We start from the raw sequence: 22134 nt of genomic DNA, 5'->3' as shown, positions 1-22134 counted from the left end.
GCTCTTCGTTGGAAGAGCCTTTTTTGTTTGGTGCGTCTCTTATTCGCTGTCTTTTGCTAAACGCGCTTTAATACGGCTCAAGCTGATAGCTGTAATGCCGAGGTAAGCCGCAATTTGGCTATCGGTAATACGTTGTTCTAAATCTGGGTAGTGGTGGCAAAATAACTGATAACGTTCCTCAGGCGAATACAACAGCATAAAACGTTCTTTATTCTCTTTGTTCATCAACTGCGTTTCGAGCAATTTTAGGTAAATTGAGTGCTTTTCGGCGCGCCATTGATGCAATGCCTCGATAGGCAAACAGAATAAATGACATGCGGTCAGCGTTTCCAATAAGTACGGTGAAGGTTGATCTTTTATCACGCTTTCAAAGCCGATCACCCAGTCCTTTTCCCAATAAAACTCTTTGCTGAATTCTTTGCCTTTCTCTGTGAGATAGCTTGCGTGACATAACCCTTCCAGAATGAAGTAGATGTGTGAACTAAATTCACCTTGATGGCTAAGAATGTGTCTAGTGGGTAATTCTAACTCTTGTCCATAGACCATGAGTTGTGAGGCTTCGTCTTCTGAAAAGCCATGTTGAGTGAGATCGAAAAATACGTCGTTTTGCATGAAGGTTATCTGCAGTGAAAGGGTTAGCGCATTTGAACTATCTTAACTGCTTTGCGCAGTAACAAAAAGCGGCTCACAGAGGAGCCGCTAGTTTGAACATGGAGTCGCTTATTTGTTTAAATCGATCTGATAAATCGCAAAGCCCACTTCGTCAGTTGCGACGCGTTTCATCGGGTATTGGCCTTTGTCTTGGATAAACTTCGAAGCTTTTTCGCTCGGTGAGGTTTCAAAGCGAATATCCAGTTTTTTGTCTGACTTAATTGGTGCGAACGACCAGTTATTGTCAGCGCTTGGCGTGACTTCGCCTTTTTCCTCACTGACGCGAGAAATGTACGCAGCAACCACAGAACGGTTTTCGTCTGGAGAGTCAAATGCAATGAAGTTCGGACCAGTGCCAGGGAAGGTATTGCTGTACGCGCGGTAATTGTTAGTCGCAATGATGAAATCTTGTTTCGGATCAACGGGTTTGCCATTGAAAGTTAGATTCACGATACGCTGGGAGTCCGGATTAATGACTTTACAATTCGCGTCGTACTTCGGTCGCTGAGTGATGTCGATTTGGTATTCCACACCATCAATCACGTCAAAGTTGTACGTACGGAAGTTATCCCAATCAATTAACGATTGTGGCTGTGTCGTATTGACATCAATGTGCTTGAATTGGCCTGCGCTGCACTCTAGCCATTCATGTACTTCTTTGCCTTTCACCTTCATTGCGACGAGCGTATTTGGGTATAGGTACAAGTCGGCGGCGTTGCGGAAAGTCAGTTGGCCAGATTCAACTTCAGTGAAGCCGTTCGGATCATCTTTACGTCCGCCCACTTTAAAAGGCGCTGCCGCGCTCAAAACTGGAATGTCAGCTAGGTCTGGATCGCCTTGAATGAAACGTTCAACGTAGTCTTTTTGTGCAAGGTTAACGATTTGGATTGTTGGGTCGTCTTGCACCAAAGCCAAGAAGCTGTACATCACGTCATTCGCTTTACCAATTGGTTGGTTAACGAATTCGCGAGTGCCTTTGTGATCGTCTTCGAGTGCTTTAATGATGCCTTGGTCTGCTTCTGCAAGCGATTTCTTAGTCGCTTTGTCGAAAATTGGTCGAGCTTCAGATTGTCCTTCCACTACTTGCCATTGGCCGTCTTTTTGCTCGATGACCAGATCCATGACTCCCACGTGGCTACCCCAACGGCCAGGCATGACGGCAGTGACACCGTTGATGGTGCCTTTGTTGTTGTCTACGCCTTGTAGATTCTCAAATCCTTTGCCTGGGAAGACCGCGTGAGAGTGACCAAACGCAATGGCATCAATGCCTTTTACTTGCGTTAAATAGTACACCGAGTTCTCCGCACCTAGTTTATATGGATCGGTTGAAACCCCTGAATGCGGAATCGCGACAATAATGTCCGCACCTTCCTTCTTCATCTGCGGAATCAGCTTCTCTGCAGTTTCTTTGATGTCTTTGGCAACCACGTTGCCTTCAAGATTTTTCTTATCCCAAACCATGATTTGCGGTGGAACAAACCCGATGTAACCCACTTTTACTTGATGAACTTCGCCATCGGTATCTTTAAAACTGTGTGTTTTGATCAGGTAGGGTTGGAAGTAATGCTCGCCAGTTTTCTTATCAAACACATTGGCGTTGATGTAGGGGAAGTTCGCGCCGGCCAGCGTCTTTTGTAGGAAATCCAAACCATAGTTGAATTCATGGTTACCAATATTCCCCACATCATAGTGCAATTGGTTCATGGCTTTGTACACAGGATGAACTTCTCCAGCCTGTATGCCTTTTGCTGCCATGTAGTCACCCATCGGGCTACCTTGAATTAAGTCGCCGTTGTCGACCAACACGCTGTTTTCCACTTCGGATTTTGCCTGCTTAACTAATGTGGCTGCGCGGCTCAAACCAATTTGTTGTGATGGTTGGTCTTTGTAGTAATCGTAATCCATCACGTTGGTGTGGATGTCAGTGGTTTCAATAATGCGAAGCTTGATCGTGTCTGCCATTGCTGGCCCTGCAAGCGTCAACATGCCACTCAAAACTGCGACGGAAATAGGATTAACTGCCATTTTCATGAGGTGCTCCAATTTAATGGGATAGGAAGTCGAGTGTAACGAATTTTAATGCAACTTAATGATTAAGGTGCAAAAAACTGTGAATCAACGACATTTTACTGAACCCTTTTCATATTAAACGCCGACTTTTTCACGATTTTGAATGAGACCAAACAAAAACTTCTTAGCAGATTTTTGAATAAAAAATGAAATTTTAGAATTTCAGGTAATAAAAACACCCCGCCATAATGCTTGCATCACAATATCAATGGACGATGAGCAAGCACATGGCAACGAACGATTCAGTCACTCCTTTACCTGTACAAAAGCCGAGGTTGGTTTCTGACAACCAAGTGGCTGGTGTCACTCGTTTTGCAAACCAGTCACTCAAACCAGGCGAAGTGGCATTGGTTGGTGCTGGCCCTGGCGACCCTGAACTTCTCACCATTAAAGCACTGAACTGTTTGCAACAGGCGGATGTGGTCTTGTACGACTATTTGGTGTCTGAAGAGATCATGGCGCTGATCCCAAGCGATACGATTTTAGTTTGTGTTGGCAAGCGTGCAGGGCACCACAGTGTACCGCAAGAAAAGACAAATCAACTTTTGGTTGATTTTGCTAAGCAAGGCTACCGAGTAGTACGAGTAAAAGGCGGTGATCCTTTCGTATTTGGTCGCGGTGGAGAAGAGCTAGAAGTGTTGGCTGATGCTGGCATTCGTTTTCAAGTGGTGCCTGGTATTACTGCCGCAGCAGGAGCAACAGCATATGCTGGCATTCCGTTGACGCACCGTGATTATGCTCAATCGGCCATTTTTGTTACTGGTCACTTGAAAGAAGAAAGTGATGAGATGGATTGGTCAACACTGGCTCGTGGTAATCAGACTTTAGTGATCTACATGGGACTCATGAAATCACACTATATTCAGAATCAGCTCATTCAGCACGGAAGAGCGGCTTCAACTCCGATTGCTATTATCGAGCGCGGTACGCAAATTCAGCAAAAAGTTTTTACGGGAGAGCTTTCCCAACTATCTGATTTATCGAAGGAAGCTCAGGCGCCATCTTTGATTGTCGTAGGAGAGGTAGTGCGATTGTCTCAAAAGTTAGATTGGTTTTTGTCTAGTACTGATTTCAACAAAAGTGCTATTGCCAACTCCATATAATTTCAGTCCAAAGATTAGAGACGTAACGCGCCTTCAAGCTTAAAAAGGAAATACAAAACATGGACCAACAACGTTTAACTCACCTTAAACAACTCGAAGCGGAGAGTATTCATATCATCCGCGAAGTTGCTGCTGAGTTTGATAACCCAGTCATGATGTATTCGATTGGTAAAGATTCATCAGTGATGCTGCATTTGGCGCGTAAGGCGTTTTACCCAGGTAAGATCCCATTTCCGCTGCTGCATGTGGATACCGATTGGAAATTTCGCGAAATGATCGAATTCCGTGATCGTACTGCGGAAAAATACGGTTTTGAGCTTTTGGTTCATAAGAACCCAGAAGGCATCGCAATGGGATGTAGCCCGTTTGTTCATGGCTCGTCAAAGCATACGGACATCATGAAAACGCAAGGTCTTAAGCAAGCGCTAAACAAATATGGCTTCGATGCTGCTTTTGGTGGCGCTCGTCGTGATGAAGAAAAATCACGCGCAAAAGAGCGAGTGTATTCGTTCCGTGACAAGAACCATACCTGGGATCCGAAAAACCAACGTCCAGAACTTTGGAAAACCTACAACGGTCAAGTGAATAAAGGCGAGAGCATTCGAGTGTTCCCACTTTCTAACTGGACCGAGCTTGATATCTGGCAATACATCTATCTAGAGAACATCGAAATTGTCCCGCTTTATCTTGCTGATAAGCGTCCGGTTGTCGAACGCGATGGCATGCTGATCATGGTGGATGATGACCGTATGGAGCTTCAACCGGGTGAAGTAATTGAAGAGAAAAGCGTGCGTTTCCGTACGTTGGGCTGTTATCCACTGACAGGTGCGATTGAATCTGAAGCGAATACGCTGACGGGCATCATTGAAGAGATGTTGGTGGCGACCTCAAGTGAGCGTCAAGGCCGAGCGATCGACCACGATCAGTCAGGATCGATGGAACTCAAGAAACGTCAAGGTTACTTCTAAAAGATCTAAGGAAAGAGAATGAACAGTGCAGTTGAAGCTCAATTAGCCGAGCTTGGTATCGAAGGCTATTTAAAACAACATCAGTACAAGTCTCTGCTTAGATTTCTGACTTGTGGTTCTGTGGATGATGGGAAAAGCACCCTGATTGGTCGCTTACTCCATGATTCAAAACAAATTTATGAAGACCAACTAGCCGCGGTTCACTCAGATAGCCAACGCGTTGGTACGACGGGTGAAAAGCCAGATTTGGCGTTGCTTGTCGATGGTCTGCAGGCTGAGCGTGAACAAGGCATCACAATCGATGTTGCTTACCGTTACTTCTCGACGCAAAAGCGTAAGTTCATCATTGCTGATACCCCTGGACATGAGCAGTACACGCGCAACATGGCGACAGGCGCATCGACGTGTGATTTAGCGGTGATCTTAGTGGATGCCCGTAAAGGCATTTTGGATCAGACGCGTCGTCACTCTTTCATTTCAAACCTCTTGGGCTTGAAACATTTTGTTGTCGCAATCAACAAGATGGATTTGGTGGATTACTCACAAGCGCGCTTCGAAGAAATTCGTGATGAATACCTGAAGTTTTCTGAAAATCTAACTGGCGATATTGATATTCAAATTATCCCGATTTCAGCGCTGGAAGGCGACAACGTAGTGGATAAAGGACAGAACCTGAACTGGTTTGAAGGTCCATCGTTGCTTGAGTTGCTAGAAACGGTGGATGTGGACTACGAAAAAGGTGCGGGTGAATTCCGTTTCCCTGTTCAGTACGTGAATCGTCCTAACCTTGATTTCCGTGGCTTTGCGGGCACGGTGTCGTCTGGCTCTGTGAAAGTCGGTGATGCCATCAAAGCATTGCCGTCAGGTAAAACGTCGACTGTCGCTCGCATTGTGACCTTCGATGGCGACATTGAAGAAGCGCAAGCTGGTCTAGCCGTTACGCTGACTCTGAATGATGAAATTGACATCAGCCGTGGTGATTTGATCGTGCTTGAGAATGCGCAAGTACAAACCACCAACCATTTGCTTGCCGATGTGGTGTGGATGACTGAGCAGCCGTTGCAACCTGGTCGTGATTACGACATCAAGATTGCAGGTAAGAAGACCGTTGGTCACGTAGAGTCGATTCGTCACCAGTACGACATCAATAACTTGTCGACACATGGTGCTGCGGAACTGCCTCTAAATGGCATTGGTTTGTGTGAGTGGTCGCTCAATGAATCAGTAGCTTTGGACAATTACCAAGACTGCGCAGATACCGGTGGTTTCATCATCATCGATCGCCTAACTAATGTGACCGTTGGTGCTGGTATGGTGAAAGAAAGCTTAACCGAGCTTGAACGCGGTTTAGCTGATGTATCTGCCTTTGAACTTGAGTTGAACGCCCTTGTTCGCAAACACTTCCCGCATTGGGAAGCTAAAGACCTAAGCCAGTTACTCAAGAAGTAATGGCAGTAAACCTAGGGACGTTATTAGTGTCTAGGTTCACAGCCTAACCGAGTGCGAAATGCGGTTAGGCTGCCTCTAACACCGGAATGTTCAGTGAAGCCCAAGAAAACTGAGCATTCTGGCACTCTTTTTCGCTTTGCTTTGCTCTGGTTACTTGTTTTATCGCTCTACACACTGTCGTTGTGTTGCGGTTTGTTTCGCTCGTTTCGAGCTGTTTGGTAAGGAAAGGCTATGTGGGAACAAGGATTTGTATTAGCGATTTTGCTTGGCATTATCACTTGTTTGCTTGTGACTAAGATTAAGCCGAGCTACGTTTTTGCTGGTGCAGCCTTTATTGCTTTCATGGCGGGAATGATGGATTCCACGACCATTGCTGCGAACTTTACCAACTCATCATTGTTAACTTTGGTCCTGCTGATTCTCGCTTCTTGTGCATTAGAAAAAACGTTACTGATCAGTTGGGTGAGCCGTAGTATTTCAGAAGGTCATTTAGGCAGTGTGATCGCCAAGCTTGGGTTATCGACCGCCTTACTGTCTTCCTTTACCAACAATACGGCCGTTGTTGTGTCTTTGATTGGTGCGATTAAACGCAATCAACAGCACGCGCCTTCTAAGCTACTGATTCCACTTTCTTACGCGGCGATATTTGGCGGCACATTAACGCTTATTGGTACTTCGACCAACCTTATTATTAATAGCTTTGTGGAAGATGCAGGGCTACCGAGTCTAAGCTTTTTTACTCCGACGATGATTGGCTTGGCTGTCTTAGCTGGTGGTCTTTTAATTCTTATTCCGCTGAGCTATTTGCTGCCAAGTTACGATGACCAAAACCAAGAAGACTTACCGTATTTCCTTGAATCTCGTGTTGAACCAGGTTCCCCTTTGGTTGGCCGTACCATCAGTGAAAACAATCTGCGTGCGCTGCGTAAGTTGTTTCTTGCAGAGGTGGTTCGTGATGGCGTGACGGTATCGTCAGTAGGCCCCGACTTCGTGCTGAAAGCGAAAGATCGCCTGCTGTTTTGTGGTGATGTCGAAAGTGTGGCGACCTTGCAAGAAATTCCGGGGCTGACGCTATTTGGGCAACAGCATTTGAATGGCCAAAACTTTATTGAAGTGGTGGTCAGCTCATCTGCAACCTTCTGCCATAAGACCTTGAAAGAAAGCCGCTTCCGTGATCGTTTTGATGCGGTTGTTGTCGCCATTCGTCGTGGGCATGAGCGCTTGGAAGGTGGGTTGGGCAGTATTACCTTAGCTCCGGGCGATACTTTAGTGCTGGTGCCGGGCAAGCGTTTCGAATCTGAGCGTCGAGCGCACCGTAAAGAATTTGTGTTAGTGCACGACTTAGATTCCAGCGCACGTTTGGACTCCAATAAATCGACGATTGTGTTGATTGGTTTTGCTGCGGTTATCGCCTGTGCACTACTTGAACTTGTGCCGATCATTAAAGGGCTCGCGGTATACATCATTGCACTCATTGCGTTTGGCATAGTGCAAATCTCTGAGCTTCGCCGCCGTTTTCCCATTGATATTGTGGTGATTGTGGGCTCTGCGCTCTCTATTGCGCAGCTGATGATTTCATCGGGCTTGTCCGTCAGGATGGGCGAAATGTTTATCGAAGCCTTTAACGGCTGGGGCGTATTTGGTGCGCTGGTGGCCACATACATCATGACCTTGGTGCTGACTGAATTGGTGACCAACAATGCCGCTGCCGCGTTAGCATTTCCGATTGGCTATAGTATGGCTGTCGGGTACGGGGTGGATCCGATGCCATTTATTATGGCGGTATTATTTGGCGCAAGCGCGAGCTTTATTTCTCCCTACGGGTATCAAACCAACTTGTTGGTTTACAGTGTAGGTAATTACAAATTGACCGACTATGTGCGAATTGGTGTGCCGATTTCGATTGTGTATTCCGTATTGGTACTGACATTGATACCGGTCTTCTTTCCGTTTTAATTCCGATAAATACAAGGATTCGTTATGACCGCTGAAACACCGGTAAAAGATGAAAACATTGTCTGGCATCAGCACACGGTTGATAAACAGTTTCGTGCTGAGCTGAAAAAACAGAAACCAGCAGTGCTTTGGTTTACTGGTTTATCTGGCGCAGGTAAGTCAACCGTCGCGGGCGCGCTGGAGAATCGTTTAGCTGAGTTGGGCTACCACACTTATTTGTTGGACGGTGACAATGTTCGTCATGGCCTGTGTAGTGATCTAGGTTTTTCTGAACAAGATCGTCGTGAAAATATTCGTCGTATTGGCGAGTTGGCGAAACTGATGGCAGATGCGGGTTTGATTGTGTTGTCCGCGTTCATTTCTCCTCACCGTGCTGAGCGTCAACTCGTTCGCGATTTACTGCCCGAAGGTGAGTTCATTGAAGTGTTTGTGAATGCATCTCTCGAAGTGTGCGAAGGCCGAGATCCAAAAGGTTTATACAAAAAAGCGCGAGCAGGTGAGATCCCAAATTTCACGGGTATTGATTCAGAATATCAAGCGCCAATCAATCCAGAAATTGATTTGCCAGCAGGCGAGAAGAGCGTCGAAGAGTTGGTTGAGTTGTGTTTGAATGAGCTTAAACAGCGTCGTGTGATCAGCTAACTCAGCTTTTGGATCATGGGTGGAAAAAAGCCTCGTGTAATGCTTGAGGAGCTTTTAGATCATAGGTGACCTAAAGCTCCTAGAGCGAAACTAAACGGTATAGTTCACGCTGCTGCTTGCTTCGGTACTTACGCTAAACTTTTGATTTAACAAGGCGAGCATTTGATCGTAGTACTGAGAATTTGGCTTGTTGCCAAGCAGTTTGCACAGTTCGTTACCCGTCGGCGTGAAACGGTAGTACAGCAGACGGATGCCCTTCGTATTCACTTGCAGAGACAAATTCTTGCCTTGATATGCCAGTATCAATGGCGTTTCAATGCCGATCTCTCCTGATTCCAGTTCTGTGCTATGCAGTAACCCCAATTCAATCAATACTAATAGACTTGAGTACGGCAATTGAAAGCTGCCCATATTCAGATTGCTGGTGGTATCTCGTTTTCCAAAGTTGAATATTCCGCCATGTGCCTTATAGCCTATCAATAACTTTTTACTGTTATCGCCGCCAAAACTGCACGCCAAAGAGGCTGCTCTTTGTAGTGTTTGCGCTTCTTTTGGGGACATATCCTTAAGGACTTTCAGCGCTTTCATCGACGTGGAACCTGGGTTGGTCACTTCACGCTTCATTACTTGCGCCCACAACTTCTGCATTGAACTGTTGTGGATGTCTTGGGCCATATCAAAAAATCGATACAACCAATCTTGATCGGGTTCACCTGCGGTTTCATCGCGGCAAGCGCTGTGCGCGAGTTTTAGGATTTGCTCAAGGTTTTTTTGTCTTTGCTCTTGGCGGCGTTGGTCTCGCAGTTGTGCTCTTTCTAATGCGGATTTGGCAGGAGGGTCAGTTTGCAACAGAGCGTCGAGGCCATGAGATTGAGCGATGTTTTTAATTCTGCTCGCACTGTCTTTGATGTAACCCGTTTTCTTGTCGTGGTGACCGTTTTTCTGCGTATTAGGCTGGTGTTCAATCACTACAGGTTGTTTCGTTGGTTCTGCCATGTATTTTCCTACCAAGAGCTTGCGTTTGACGCTTGCCTCAATTTACACCTTAATCCGCGAGGCGACCAGAGAGAGCGTCTCAGATTTTGAAGGAATAGGTCTATCCAAAATGATAATGAGTTGTTAAAATTGTTATCGTTATTTTGGAGGGGCGATGAAGTTCTCGGAAGCAAGTAAACTGAAAAAGCACCTGTCGATAGCGTTTCTTTTGATTCTTTATGTGGGCGTGTTAGCGTACTTATCGCGCTACATTGTTTAACATTTAAAGATGACAAAGGCGCCGATGCGACGCCTTTGGTGTACCTCGAAATCGACGACTACATATCGTCGTAGGCTTCGATTTTTGAACCTTCAATCACATACGCTGTTTCTGCCAGTTCATGGTTAATGGTTTCGGTTTTTAACGTTCCCACCACGTAAATGACATCCCAAAGTTCCTGTACTGGTGCGCCTTTCGGAAATTTCACGTAAATGATTTGGTTTGGTGGTGGTGGTGGTACGTGGATACACGCCCCAAAATACGGCACCAACAAAAATTCCGTCACCGTGTTGGCATCTCCCTCAAGAGGAATCACGAAGCCAGGGATTTTGACCTGACTGCCATTGAGTTCTGGTCTGACGTTACCGATTTTTGATTGCTGCGCCGCGCCACCACTGTGATCAGATGCGGGCATCCCCACGCTGTCGAACAGCTTACGTTCCGCTTCAGGAACCAGATCGATCCAGTCGAGCGTTAATGGCTCATCACTCGCCATGACCGGCGTCGTAAATGCAATCGCGAGTAAGCAACTGGCTAAAACTTTTTTCCACATCGTTAGATCCTTATGGTCATTCCGTCACTGAGTGACTGTCTGTAGGCGCGGAATGCTGGAATAAAACCAATCACAATACCGGCGCATTGTACAAAGCTAAGCAGCATCCATTCGTACGCAGAAAGCGTGCTTAACGTGAGATTTATACCGTAGTGTTGTTGAATTAGGGGCTGAAGTAGGGCGAGTATCGTATACAGCCCCAAAACGCCGGTGACGATACCTGCTGCTGTGAGTAAACTCGCTTCGATAATGAGCAGAGAAAAAACGTGGCGCGGGCGTGCTCCCATAGCGCGTAAAATGGCCATTTCTCGACGTCGTTCTTGTAAGCTGGTCAGTAGGCTGCTTAACATGCCGAGTAAACCCGCGATAACCACAAAACCAGAAACCGCCATCAAGGCCTGTTCTGCGACAGACATCATGCCCCACAATTCGTGTAGCGCGACACCGGGCATAATGGCACTGAGAGGCTCTTTCGGGTAGTTGTTGATCTGCCTTTGCAACGCAAAAGTTTGAATGCGCGATTTCAAGCCCACAAGCATGGCAGTGATCTGTTTTGGTTGAAAGTCCCTTTCTTGTAATACCTTGGCATCCGGTGTTGGGCCCAAGCGTGCACCACTTTCCCAACCGACATGAATGGCTTCGATCGCCTCTAATGAGACGTGAACAGTCTTATCTACTGGTGTGCCAGTTGGAGCTAAAATACCAACAACTTTGAATGGCAGTTTATCGTGACGGCTGAAGCCAACATCGCTGATACCATGGGCAATGATGATTTCACTGCCTATCTGGTAACCCAATTGTTTGGCGACGTCCGATCCGAGTACGGTTTCAAATAATCCATTGAACTCTTTCCCTTTCGAGAAAGTAAGTGGTTGCTTACTTCCGTACTTATAATGCTCAAAGTAACTATGATTGGTCCCCATCACTCGAAAGCCTTTGTGAGAGTCTCCGAGCGAAATGGGAATTGCCCAATCAACCGCGCGATGTTGGCTGAATTCTTGATAGCTTTTCCAATCGATATTATTGGTGGCGTTACCGATACGAAAGACTGAATACAGCAGTAAGTTCACTTGGCCTGAGCGTCCGCCGACAATTAGGTCAGTTCCGGAAATGGTGTTCGCAAAGCTGTCTTTTGCTTGAGTGCGGATACGTTCTACGCCAAGCAGCAAGATTACCGATATTGCTACCGTCATGATCGTCAACACCGCTGTCGCTTTGCGGTTCATCAAGCTTTTCCAAGCGAGTTTGATTACAGCACTCACGCTAGCACCTCCATGTTACTGCTTTGGTTTATTTCTGGCAGATTAATGGTGCGATCGAACAAGCTTTCCAGAGTTGGATCATGGCTGACAAAGATTAATGTCGCGTTGGCTTGATTAGCCTGTTCCATCAGCAGTTCGATGAATGCCATGCGATTATCATGATCGAGTGCGGATGTCGGCTCGTCAGCAATGACTAACGCAGGATGCCCTATCAGCGAACGAGCTGCCGCCACTCGCTGTTGTTGTCCAATACTCAGCTCCGACACTGGGCGAGAGTGTAAATTTGTCGGTAAATGAAGCCGCTCCAACAAGGTTGTCGCTTGTGATAAAAGCTCGGCTTTGGAGGCGTTTGGTGCCACGCGATCTTGTCTCACTTTACTGAACTGGCAAGGAAGTAATACGTTGTCGATGACATTCAAATACGGCAGCAAGTTGAATTGCTGGAAGATATAACCAATGTGGTCGGCGCGGAATCTATCTCTGCGGCTTGAGCTTAGCGTCGCTAAGTTCGTATTGAGTACTGATAACGAGCCTGAACTTAACGTATTGATTCCGGTGAGCAAAGCTAAAAGTGTGGATTTTCCACAGCCACTTGGCCCTTTGATAAAGACATGCTCACCCGTCGCTATCTGCAAATCAGGAATATTGATCACCGCGGTCTCTGAACCGGGCCAGACAAACTGAGCCTGTTTGAGCTCAACCACGTTTGATGCTGAATCAGTCATAGTAAATCACCAAAGCGAATTAAAAAAACACAGCGTGTAAGTGGGTACTTACACGCTATTAGGGTTATTTGATTGCGATTTGAGTGTTGCTTTTGGTTAAGCTAATGGCTGATTGAGTCGTATCTGTGAATAGGTTTACATTTACCGATTCAGTACTTGGGAATTGGTTAAACCAATCAGTTTGAATACGGCTAAGTTCGCCGACTTGGGCACAATGAAAGCGATATTGCACGGTAAATTCACCGTGGTCGCTGTGCTCTGAATGGTCGTGACCTTCATGACTGTCGTGATCATGTTTGTCGTGATCGTGATGGGCGTGTTCATCATGGTCATGGCCTTCATGATCATGGTGCTCATGTTCTTCATGTTGCCCCCCAAGCGTGTGTTCAACATGAACTTCTTCAATTTCGCATTGTGCTTGTGGGTTAATCGCAAACAGTGCGTTGCTATCTTCTAGCGTTGCGACTGCGTGTTGCAGTGTTTTCTCTTGCTCTGCATTTTCTGGTGCGTGTTCAAAGCCGACCACATCTGCACCAGGAGCTGTGATTTCGAGCAGCAAGTCACTGCCGTCTTGGGCAATATTAAATTCAACATGACCATGAACGTGCGCACTGTGTTGGCGGTATTCTTCTGCTGTTGCGACTGTCGATAGAGACAAACCGATAACGATCGCTAAAACCTGTTTAGATGGCATTTTACTTTCCTAATTTTGCTGATAAATCCGAGATCTGGTTGATTTCAGATTAGTACTCATTTGACGTTCTGTTATTGAAACGCGTCTATACACGTTGGAAATAACGTAATTGGGTTGTGTTTGAGTGTTTACGCAAAATAAGGCGGTGCACGCGCAGCGCTGAATACTTCTTCTACATGATGCGAGCGCTCTGAGACATCATCATAATGGGCCCGTGTGTATGACGGCACAGGGATTGCCGGTTGTGCTTTAGCGAGACCATGTTGCGCGCCAGCAAAGAGTTGGCAGTGATGATGGGTATGATGCTCTGGTGTGAGGTCGACTTGATGAAAGATCGAAGCAAAATTCCAGATGATCAGCAAAGCAACACTGAAAAGTACAACAGTGCGATGCCAAGATCTGAAAATGGTTTGCCAAGAAAAGTACATCTGAACGCCTGAAATCCTAACGGGTGTTATAATATAACACTCATTATTGGCAAAAGTTCACTCTTTTGTCTGGTGAGGAAAATTTAACACAGCATATTAGTGGGACATGGTGTGATTGAGGCTCCTGATTGGTGCCGAGTCAGGAGCCGTCATCTCGAACTAAATACTTTGCTTGATAAGGCCAATCACTTGTGTAATTTCGTCTTGCGTCAATGCGCCTTCTTTCACAAACAGAACTTTGCCTTGTTTGTCTTGTACGATGATCGCAGAGCTTTCTTCTTTTAGCCCCCAAGTGTTCGCCACCAAGCCATTTTCATCCAATACCATTGATGACCAAGGAAACTCTTTTTTACTGTCTTGTGCAGAAGATTTCACAAATGAGCCAGTGCCCCAAATCGCATCATCTTGGTTGATGATGGTGGTGGTCTGGTAGCTATCTTCTGGGAATTTAGCGGCGGTAATTGCAGTCATCAGCGGTGCGTTCATCTCTTTTGAACTGCTGCGACCAGCAATCGCTTGAATTACGCGGACTTTACCTAACATATGCTGTGTTGCCCAAGGCTGGTAAGCCACACCTTCACCTTGTAAAACAATTTCACCGTATGCGCCGACTTGTGCAGGTGGAACGATTTCACCAACCGACAAGTTATGTGCGAAAGCCAAACTTGGAGAAAGAGCAAGCAGTATAGGTAGGAGAGTCTTAGTTTTCATATTGTTATATTCCGTTTGGGTTTGGGAGTTAAGCCAGTATATATCCAGTCCCGGCAAATTTGTAGAATTGTTGATAACATTTATTTAACGTATGCAGTGGTGTAATGTTGCGTTGTAGTTAGAATTTGCTACACTGAACTCCGTCGCAAAATGCGCATTAAGGTTGCAGAGAATAAGCAATCGGGGTTTTCTCAAAGGAATTGAGGTGAATTATGCTACGTGAGTTTGCTGTATATCGACCACTACAAGTGGCCCGTTTTGTAAAGACGTTGTTTAAAGGGCAATTCTTCATTGTTGGGGTGGGAAGTTTCTGCTTTGATAATGGCAAAGTGCTGCTTCCTGATGTGAAAGATCAAAAGCGACTGGCTGTCTTTAAAGAAGTAAACCAAGCAATTTCATCATTATCCGCCTAAACCATTCATGGCGTGTTAACCCAAAAAACGAAAGATTAAAAAGAGCGACCTTGGTCGCTCTTTCTCGTTTCAGTGCAGTTTGATTAGCCTTGCAAGCTTGGTGGGAAGCAAACACCTGTGCCGCCTATGCCACAGTAGCCATCCGGATTCTTTGCAAGATACTGTTGATGGTAGGTTTCTGCAAAATAGTAAGTCCCTGCTAGGACGATCTCAGTAGTAATCGTTGAGCGAAGCTCAGCTTCTAATGCTTGTTGATACTGAAGCTTTGATTTTTCAGCAATTTCTTGCTGCTCTTGAGAGTACGTGTAAATCGCAGAGCGATATTGTGTGCCGAGATCGTTACCTTGGCGCATGCCTTGAGTCGGGTCGTGCTTTTCCCAAAATACCGCAAGGAGTTGTGCTAGTGAGATAACACGCTCATCAAACACGACTCTCACAACCTCAGTATGACCGGTTTTACCCGTACACACTTCTTCGTAGGTTGGATTTGGTGTAAACCCACCCGCATAACCCACAGATGTCGAAACCACGCCATCCAATTGCCAAAAAAGACGCTCGGCGCCCCAAAAGCACCCCATGCCTAACAAAATCTGTTGCTGATGATGGGCTAGTGGTGCCGTTAGACTCGATTGATTTACAAAATGACAATCTTCAATCTGCATTGGTTGTTCTCTACCAGGCAGGGCATCTTCTATACTGATTAATGTCTGTTTGTTGAGCATGGTATTTGTCCTTTAATACGTGTCTTAAATTTGCGAACTTTTTCATTTCGTCTGTATCTGATGTTGTTATGACATAGACCGCGGTAAACCTATTAATATTACAGACTTAGCCTTTAATTGGCGTTATCATTATTTACGTTTATTTAACCTCATTCAGCTAAAAAAGCATGATAAAAAAAGCTCTCCCCATCATTGTTGGCTTGTTGGTTGTTTCTCAGAGCGCGTATGCCGATGTTTCTTTAAAGCTTAAAGGCATCGATGGCGCACTGGAAGATAACGTGAAAGCGTACCTGTCTTCGATTCCAGAGAAGGATTACTCCACTTCGCTGCGCTTTCAGGCGCGATTGGATCAAAGTATCACCGAAGCGCTGAATGCGCTTGGCTATTATCATGCAAAAATTTCATACTCTATTTCCGAAGGGAATGACGAGCTGATCGTTAATATCCACAAAGGTTTACCAGTTAAGATCAAAGTAATGGATGTAGTGATCAGCGGTGAAGCGAAAGAGGATGAAGAATTCGCGAATCTCATCGCCAAATCGCCTTTAAAAGTTGGGCGGATTTTAAATCAGGGTGAGTATGACAGCCTTAAATCAGGGATTCGTAACCTGGCTTTGCAACGTGGTTACTTCAATGGTGACTTTAAGCTCAACAAGCTGGAAGTGATCCCTGAATTGAATGAAGCCAATGTACGTTTGCACTACGACAGCGGTATTCGCTATCACTTTGGTCCGGTAGAAATTACGGGAAGCCAGATCTGGGAAAACCGTGTTGAGTCGATGCGACCTTTTGAAATTGGCGAACCTTATCTTGTCTCTGATGTGGGTGAATACAACCAAAACCTGTCTAACACCGATTGGTTTTCCTCCGTGTTTGTTGAGCCTGACTTAAGCAAGCTTGAAGATGGGCGCGAGTTGCCGATTAAAGTCTCGTTAGCGCCTGCTGCGAAAAACCAAATTGAAACTGGTATTGGTTACTCCACCGATACGGGTGTGCGCGGTACTTTAAAATGGAAAAAACCATGGGTAAGTGCACGCGGTCATAGCTTTAATACGGCGCTTTCTCTCTCCAAACCAGAACAAACCATCACCGCCGGCTACAAAATTCCATTAGACGACGTCTTACGTGAATACTATCAATTGCAATTTGGTCTGAAGCATTTGGACAACCGTGATACTGAGAGTTTGGAATCAAACCTTGCGGTAGAAAGACACTGGTTAACCGACGGTGGTTGGCACAAAACCGTGTACGTTCGTCACTTGTACGAAAACTTCTCGCAAGGTTTGCAAGATGATGGCGTGCAGTTTGTGCTTCCAGGGGCAACCTTTTCGCGTACTCGTGTTCGTGGTGGCAGTATGCCAATGTGGGGCGATAAGCAAAGCGTAACGGTTGAATACGGCGATCCGGCGCTACTGTCTGAAACGCGCGTATTGCGTCTGCTTGGGCGATCTTCGTGGATTCGTGGCATCGGCGAAAACCATCGTGGTTTGTTCCGTCTCGAAGGGGGGGCTAACATCACGGAGGAATTTGAAAAGCTTTCGCCATCGTTGCGTTTCTTTGCTGGTGGTGACAACAACATCCGTGGTTATGGCTATGAATCCATCTCACCTGTCGATGAAAGTGGCGCATTAACGGGTGCGAAATACATCTTAAGCAGCACCTTAGAGTATCAATATCGCGTTTACGGCAACTGGTGGGCCGCAACGTTCTACGATATTGGTGATGCGTTTAATGACACACCTGAATGGAAATCTGGTGCCGGGGTTGGTATTCGATGGGCTTCACCTGTGGGACCGGTAAGCTTCGACTTTGCGTGGGGGCTGGATGAAAAGCCAAACAACGAATTCCGCATCCACTTCTCTTTGGGGCCTGAGCTATGATCAAAAAGATGTTTAAGTGGACCAAGTGGTTATCACTAAGTTTGATTGGTCTGCTGTTGTTAATCACTATTTTTATCGCAACGGTACTGTTTACCCATCCGGGATTGAAGTTGGCGATTTGGGGTGCAGAGAAAGCCTTACCTCAGCTCAAAGTCGAGAACATTCAAGGTTCGCTATTCCCTCGTTTTGCACTGCAAAATGTCAGCTTTGTTGATGAGTCTTTACATATTGATGCGAAAGTCGAGCGCCTTGCGTTGGCGATTAACTTCCGCTGTTTCTTTGACCCAAAAGTGTGTGTTGATGAACTGGCGCTGCAAGGTGTTAACTTCCAAATGCCAGAATTGCCACCAGCCAGTGAAGAGCCTGAAGAAGAAACACCACCGCTGCGTTCTATCAGCACGCCAGTGCCAATTTTTGTCAATAAAGTCAGCTTTAATGACATCAACGTCAATGTGTTAGGCAATCAGATTGATTGGCAAACGTTCTCGACCGCTTTGTCGATGCAGGGCGATCGTTTGGTGATCGCACCAACCGCATTGAAAGACATCAATGTTGCGCTCGCACCAAGTGCAGCTGAACCTGAAGCGGCTGCCGAGGAGCCGAAAGAAACAGACGCTACGCCGCAAGATATTGTGTTACCAGAAGTATGGATTCCACTGACGGTGGAAGCGCGTCGTCTGGATATTCATAATTTTAAACTGGCGGGTGAAACGCCAGTGATCGTCAATCATCTTGGTTTGGTTGCAAGAGCGGGTGGTGAGCGTGTTGATGTCAAAACGTTAGAGCTCGACATGCCAGAAGTGGAAGGCAAGTTAAGCACACAAGTGACCCTTTCTGCTGATTACCCAATCAAAGCGCAATTGGACGCGTTAGTGAAGCAAGCGGATGCGAAGGGACAAAAACTGTCGCTTTCGGCCTCTGGTTCGGTTGGGGATTTATCGTTAAATGCTACGCTTTCCGAGCTTGTACAAGCGGAGATCAAAGGTGACATCCAACCGCTTAAAACGCAGTTGCCGTTTGATGTATCGATCAAAAATGTTCAAGCGCAATGGCCGCTATTTGGGCAAAGTGATTATCAGGTTTCTGTACCAAGTTTGGCGGCAAAAGGTTCACTTGATGGTTACGAAGTCGCATTAGAAACCAAAGCGTCAGGCAAAGACATTCCTGCCGTTGATGTTGCGCTGAACGGCAAAGGTACGCTGGAGCAAATCGATCTCGAAAGCCTTGTAGTGAAAACTTTGGGGGGCGAACTTTCCGGGAAAGTTATGGCGAATTGGGCGGCGCCAATCAACTGGCAAGCCGACCTGAACCTGAAGAACATTCAACCAGGATTGCAGTGGAAAGAAGCAGAAGGGGATATCAGTGGTAGTCTCTCGACTTCGGGATCGTTAACGGAACAAGGTGGTTGGCAAGTCAGTTTGCCTAAGTTAGACATCGACGGCATTTTGCGAGGTTATCCATTGAATGTCGAAGGGCAACTTGAAGCGTCTGATAAGAATGGCAAAGGTGAAGACATCCAACTAACCACTCAAGGTTTAGCGCTTTCTCATGGCCCGAACCAACTGAGTGCGAAGGGCAAGATCGACAAACAAATCTTGATGGATGTTGAGGTTAACTTCCCTGACTTTGCGAAAAGTGTTCCTGATCTTGCGGGTAAGATGCAAGGTAAAGTAGCGCTACGTGGTAGTTTGAAAGAGCCTGATATCAATCTTGATCTCGCTTTAAATCAGATCAACTGGCAGCAACAGGCGAATGTAGAAACGATCACCTTAAAGGGCGATGTGACGCCTCTGCCAGCACCAAAAGCGAACTTAAGCCTTATTGCGAATAACATTACCTACGACGACATTAAAGTTGATAGCGCGGATCTTGAAGTCTCTGGAGATGAAAAACTGCATCAACTGACGCTTGATGTGGTGTCTGATCTGGTTTCGACCAGTTTGGAAATCGAAGGGACGTTTAAGCAGAAGCCAGAAATGATTTGGGATGGGGCGCTGCGCCGCTTGACGCTGAGCTCGCAACAAGGTCCTTGGTCACTGCAAAAATCGACTGCGGTGAAGGTCAATATCGACAAACAGATCGCTAATGTTCAAGCTCATTGTTGGTTGCAAGCGAAGTCGAGCGTGTGTCTAACCGAAGATATTAGTGTCGGTAAGAGTGGTCAAGCGAAGTTAGCGATCAATGATTTTAATTTTGACCAAATCAAACAATTCCTGCCGCCAGAAACCAAGCTGCAAGGTTCAGTTAATGCACAGGCTTTTGCTAAATGGGCTCCAGAGAAAAAGCCTGAAGTTATCTTGAGTGTCAACATGCCAAAAGGCCAAGTTGAACAAGCACTAGAGCAGCCAATTAAAGTGGGCTGGGACAGCTTCAGCTTTAAAGCGGCATTAGCGAAAGACAAGCTTGATGCTGAGTGGTTATTTGATGTGAAAGATAACGGTGACTTGTCTGGTAAGGTTTCTTTACTGAATGTCTCATCTGAGAAGCCAACTATTGACGGTAAGGTTGCGCTTTCTACGTTCCACTTGGACTTCTTGGCTCCGTTGATCGGGGAATACAGCTTGTTCAAGGCGAATATGAATACTGATTTGGCCTTGTCTGGTGATGTAATGCATCCAAAAGTGAATGGTCAGTTCCTTATCGATCAAATGAAGCTGCAAGGCGAAGTGACGCCAATCGACATCAACTCCGGACAAGTCGTGATCAACTTTAAAGGTCACCAAGCGGATCTGGATGCTGGGATCATTACGCCTGACGGTAAGCTAGAAATCACCGGTGATGCTGACTGGCGTGACTTGCAAGACTGGCGCACTCGCGCCCGCGTGTTTGCAAAAGAGCTGAAAGTTGATATGCCGCCGATGGTCAAAATCAAAGTTGAGCCGGACATGACCATTGATGTCACACCGCAGTTGGCGAAGGTGGAAGGTAACATCAATCTGCCATGGGGGCGTATCGTCATTGAGGAACTGCCACCAAGTGCGGTTGGGGTGTCGAGTGATACCGTGATTTTAAACAAGGATTTACAACCAGTTGATGAAGTGACGGCTATGCCATTCAACGTCGAAACGGACATCAACATCAAGATTGGTGACGACTTCCAACTTGCGGCGTTTGGCTTGAAGGGTGGCTTGAAAGGTAGCCTTAACGTGACACAAAAAGACAAAGGACCATTCATCGTTGGTGAGGTAAACATCGTTGACGGTTCTTACCGTTCATTTGGTCAAGATTTGGTGATCGAAGAAGGTAAGATCTTAATGAACGGTCCAGCGGATCAACCGTATGTATCGATCAAAGCGATTCGTAACCCTGACAATACTCAAGACGATGTGATCGCGGGTGTGCGTGTGACTGGCCCAGCTTCCGATCCGAGTGTGGAAATTTTCTCGGAGCCTGCGATGCCACAAGCCAACGCGTTGTCTTACCTGCTTCGTGGTCAAGATATTGATGGTGAGTCGGGTGGTAACGCGATGACGACCACATTAATTGGTCTGAGTTTGGCGAAAAGCGGTCGTGTTGTTGGAGAAATCGGTGAAGCCTTTGGCGTACAAGATTTACAGCTTGATACGGCAGGCTCGGGTGATGACTCTCAAGTGACGGTGAGTGGTTACATTTTGCCAGGTCTACAGGTTAAGTATGGTGTCGGTATCTTCAACTCGCTGGGTGAGTTCACGGTGCGTTACCGATTGATGCAAGACTTGTATTTAGAGGCGGTATCTGGTGTAGATAGCGCAGTTGACCTACTCTATCAATTTGAATTTGATTAGGGCACACGTCCTAACCACACAGAACTCATAGCTAAGGAGTGGTTATGCAGCATTTGATTTTTGTCTACGGGACGTTACGTAAGGGAGAGTACAACCATCATTATTTGAGCTCGGCTCAATTTCTTGGTTTACATGAAACGGACGCCCAATTTTCGCTCTACGATGTAGGTTCGTACCCAGCGCTGTCAGAAGGGCAGCGCTCAATCCAAGGCGAAGTTTATCTGATTGATGATGATACTTTGGTGGCGCTCGATAAGCTTGAAGACGTACCTGTCGAATATCGTAGAGAGAGCATTGCAACGCCATTTGGCCAAGCGTGGATTTACTTGTATCAAGACACGGAGCAGCTTACGGAAGAGATAGCGTCTGGCGATTGGTGTCAAAGGGTGTGAACTATACTTAAGTAACCATCGTAAGAACGTTGTCGAGATTTAAAAACGTTTCTAAACACGTTAGAAAACGACAAGTCAGAAAAGTAAGGAGTGATGATGAGAGTGTTAATAATTGGCGCGATGATGATGCTTCTGTCTGCTTGTGCGCAAACCACCTTACCAGCTTCAACCAGTGTGACTGATTGGCAAGCGTTTGGGAAACAGTCTGCCTTAGATGGATTACGAGAGTTGTCACAAGAGCGGATAGCTAAGTTGGATGGTACTAACCACGCAACGCCAGAACTGATCATGGCCTACCAAAACGGTTATCAAGAAGGTAAGCAAGAGTACTGTGAGCAAAGTGCCTATATGCTGGGTGTGGTTGGACGACCGTATTTCGGAATTTGCGATGACGTTGACCCGTTCTTCCAACACGATTATGACGCTGGTCGTATGTCCTCCGCGGGAGCTCCTATCTAAGGAAAGCGTTTAGGTTAGAAAGCAAAAGAGCTGCACT

20 protein-coding genes are annotated in these 22134 nt (G+C 46.2%); 10 read left to right on the top strand and 10 right to left on the bottom strand.

All coding sequences use genetic code 11. From position 1 onward, the window contains the following. Positions 1-39: 39 nt before the first annotated feature. Both ACF8CV_RS20975 and cpdB read right to left on the bottom strand, forming a co-directional pair. Positions 40-612, bottom strand: coding sequence for a Crp/Fnr family transcriptional regulator (locus ACF8CV_RS20975; RefSeq protein ID WP_021453515.1), 573 nt, complete (start codon positions 610-612; stop codon positions 40-42). A 108-nt stretch (positions 613-720) separates the two neighbouring features. Then, a complete protein-coding gene (cpdB, locus tag ACF8CV_RS20970; RefSeq protein ID WP_171055973.1) occupies positions 721-2682 on the bottom strand; it encodes a 2',3'-cyclic-nucleotide 2'-phosphodiesterase in 1962 nt (653 codons plus the stop codon). Between the two features lie 266 nt (positions 2683-2948). Between cpdB and cobA the strand changes: the two genes are divergently transcribed. From cobA to cysC, 5 genes are all read left to right on the top strand, one after another. Continuing rightward, a complete protein-coding gene (gene cobA / locus ACF8CV_RS20965; protein WP_171055974.1) occupies positions 2949-3824 on the top strand; it encodes a uroporphyrinogen-III C-methyltransferase in 876 nt (291 codons plus the stop codon). Between the two features lie 59 nt (positions 3825-3883). Continuing rightward, positions 3884-4792: a sulfate adenylyltransferase subunit CysD gene (cysD, locus tag ACF8CV_RS20960; protein WP_005454659.1), complete on the top strand. Its 909-nt coding sequence runs from the start codon at positions 3884-3886 to the stop codon at positions 4790-4792. Positions 4793-4810: 18 nt separating this feature from the next. After that, positions 4811-6241 carry a sulfate adenylyltransferase subunit CysN gene (cysN, locus tag ACF8CV_RS20955; RefSeq protein ID WP_005454657.1) on the top strand — a complete coding sequence of 477 codons (1431 nt, stop codon included), beginning with the start codon at positions 4811-4813 and terminating at the stop codon, positions 6239-6241. Between the two features lie 231 nt (positions 6242-6472). Continuing rightward, positions 6473-8197, top strand: a complete 1725-nt coding sequence (locus ACF8CV_RS20950) for an SLC13 family permease (protein WP_005454668.1) — start codon at positions 6473-6475, stop codon at positions 8195-8197. A 24-nt stretch (positions 8198-8221) separates the two neighbouring features. Beyond that, positions 8222-8839 carry an adenylyl-sulfate kinase gene (cysC, locus tag ACF8CV_RS20945; RefSeq protein WP_005454655.1) on the top strand — a complete coding sequence of 206 codons (618 nt, stop codon included), beginning with the start codon at positions 8222-8224 and terminating at the stop codon, positions 8837-8839. A 90-nt stretch (positions 8840-8929) separates the two neighbouring features. On the opposite strand, the gene ACF8CV_RS20940 is transcribed toward cysC, so the two are convergent. From ACF8CV_RS20940 to ACF8CV_RS20910, 7 genes are all read right to left on the bottom strand, one after another. Beyond that, positions 8930-9835 carry a TIGR03899 family protein gene (locus tag ACF8CV_RS20940; protein ID WP_005454670.1) on the bottom strand — a complete coding sequence of 302 codons (906 nt, stop codon included), beginning with the start codon at positions 9833-9835 and terminating at the stop codon, positions 8930-8932. A gap of 317 nt (positions 9836-10152) precedes the next feature. After that, positions 10153-10647 carry a DUF3299 domain-containing protein gene (locus tag ACF8CV_RS20935; protein ID WP_005479671.1) on the bottom strand — a complete coding sequence of 165 codons (495 nt, stop codon included), beginning with the start codon at positions 10645-10647 and terminating at the stop codon, positions 10153-10155. 2 nt (positions 10648-10649) lie between these two features. Further along, positions 10650-11909 (bottom strand): ABC transporter permease, encoded by a 1260-nt coding sequence (locus ACF8CV_RS20930; RefSeq protein WP_070226001.1) that lies wholly within the window; start codon positions 11907-11909, stop codon positions 10650-10652. After that, complete coding sequence (locus tag ACF8CV_RS20925) at positions 11906-12634, bottom strand: ABC transporter ATP-binding protein (RefSeq protein ID WP_138938369.1); 729 nt, start codon at positions 12632-12634, stop codon at positions 11906-11908. Before ACF8CV_RS20925 ends, ACF8CV_RS20930 begins: the two co-directional genes overlap by 4 nt. 64 nt (positions 12635-12698) lie before the next feature. Then, complete coding sequence (locus ACF8CV_RS20920; protein ID WP_025509834.1) at positions 12699-13328, bottom strand: DUF2796 domain-containing protein; 630 nt, start codon at positions 13326-13328, stop codon at positions 12699-12701. Positions 13329-13456: 128 nt separating this feature from the next. Beyond that, the gene (locus tag ACF8CV_RS20915; RefSeq protein ID WP_005454649.1) at positions 13457-13756 is read right to left on the bottom strand and encodes a DUF2607 domain-containing protein; all 300 of its coding nucleotides are present in this window, start codon (positions 13754-13756) and stop codon (positions 13457-13459) included. 159 nt (positions 13757-13915) lie between these two features. Continuing rightward, the gene (locus ACF8CV_RS20910; RefSeq protein ID WP_020840016.1) at positions 13916-14467 is read right to left on the bottom strand and encodes a YtfJ family protein; all 552 of its coding nucleotides are present in this window, start codon (positions 14465-14467) and stop codon (positions 13916-13918) included. 212 nt (positions 14468-14679) lie between these two features. Here ACF8CV_RS20910 and ACF8CV_RS20905 point away from each other — a divergent pair, with 212 nt between their 5' ends. After that, the gene (locus ACF8CV_RS20905) at positions 14680-14880 is read left to right on the top strand and encodes a DUF1107 domain-containing protein (protein ID WP_005454667.1); all 201 of its coding nucleotides are present in this window, start codon (positions 14680-14682) and stop codon (positions 14878-14880) included. Between the two features lie 83 nt (positions 14881-14963). Here ACF8CV_RS20905 and msrA read toward each other — a convergent pair whose 3' ends face one another. Next, positions 14964-15602: a peptide-methionine (S)-S-oxide reductase MsrA gene (msrA, locus tag ACF8CV_RS20900; RefSeq protein ID WP_062852627.1), complete on the bottom strand. Its 639-nt coding sequence runs from the start codon at positions 15600-15602 to the stop codon at positions 14964-14966. Between the two features lie 167 nt (positions 15603-15769). Between msrA and ACF8CV_RS20895 the strand changes: the two genes are divergently transcribed. From ACF8CV_RS20895 to ACF8CV_RS20880, 4 genes are all read left to right on the top strand, one after another. Next, positions 15770-17482 carry an autotransporter assembly complex family protein gene (locus tag ACF8CV_RS20895; protein ID WP_005489530.1) on the top strand — a complete coding sequence of 571 codons (1713 nt, stop codon included), beginning with the start codon at positions 15770-15772 and terminating at the stop codon, positions 17480-17482. Then, the gene (locus ACF8CV_RS20890; RefSeq protein ID WP_138938371.1) at positions 17479-21246 is read left to right on the top strand and encodes a translocation/assembly module TamB domain-containing protein; all 3768 of its coding nucleotides are present in this window, start codon (positions 17479-17481) and stop codon (positions 21244-21246) included. Before ACF8CV_RS20895 ends, ACF8CV_RS20890 begins: the two co-directional genes overlap by 4 nt. Before the next feature lie 44 nt (positions 21247-21290). Next, positions 21291-21638 carry a gamma-glutamylcyclotransferase gene (locus ACF8CV_RS20885; protein WP_005454676.1) on the top strand — a complete coding sequence of 116 codons (348 nt, stop codon included), beginning with the start codon at positions 21291-21293 and terminating at the stop codon, positions 21636-21638. Between the two features lie 96 nt (positions 21639-21734). Further along, positions 21735-22097: a DUF2799 domain-containing protein gene (locus tag ACF8CV_RS20880; RefSeq protein WP_005479645.1), complete on the top strand. Its 363-nt coding sequence runs from the start codon at positions 21735-21737 to the stop codon at positions 22095-22097. The last annotated feature ends 37 nt before the right edge of the window (positions 22098-22134 follow it).

It is taken from the genome of Vibrio sp. zbq_1 (assembly GCF_043102935.1).
GTDB classification, from domain to species: domain Bacteria; phylum Pseudomonadota; class Gammaproteobacteria; order Enterobacterales; family Vibrionaceae; genus Vibrio; species Vibrio parahaemolyticus.
The sequence above is the reverse complement of the archived record's forward strand: the minus strand, read 5'-3'. Positions and strand labels throughout refer to the sequence as shown.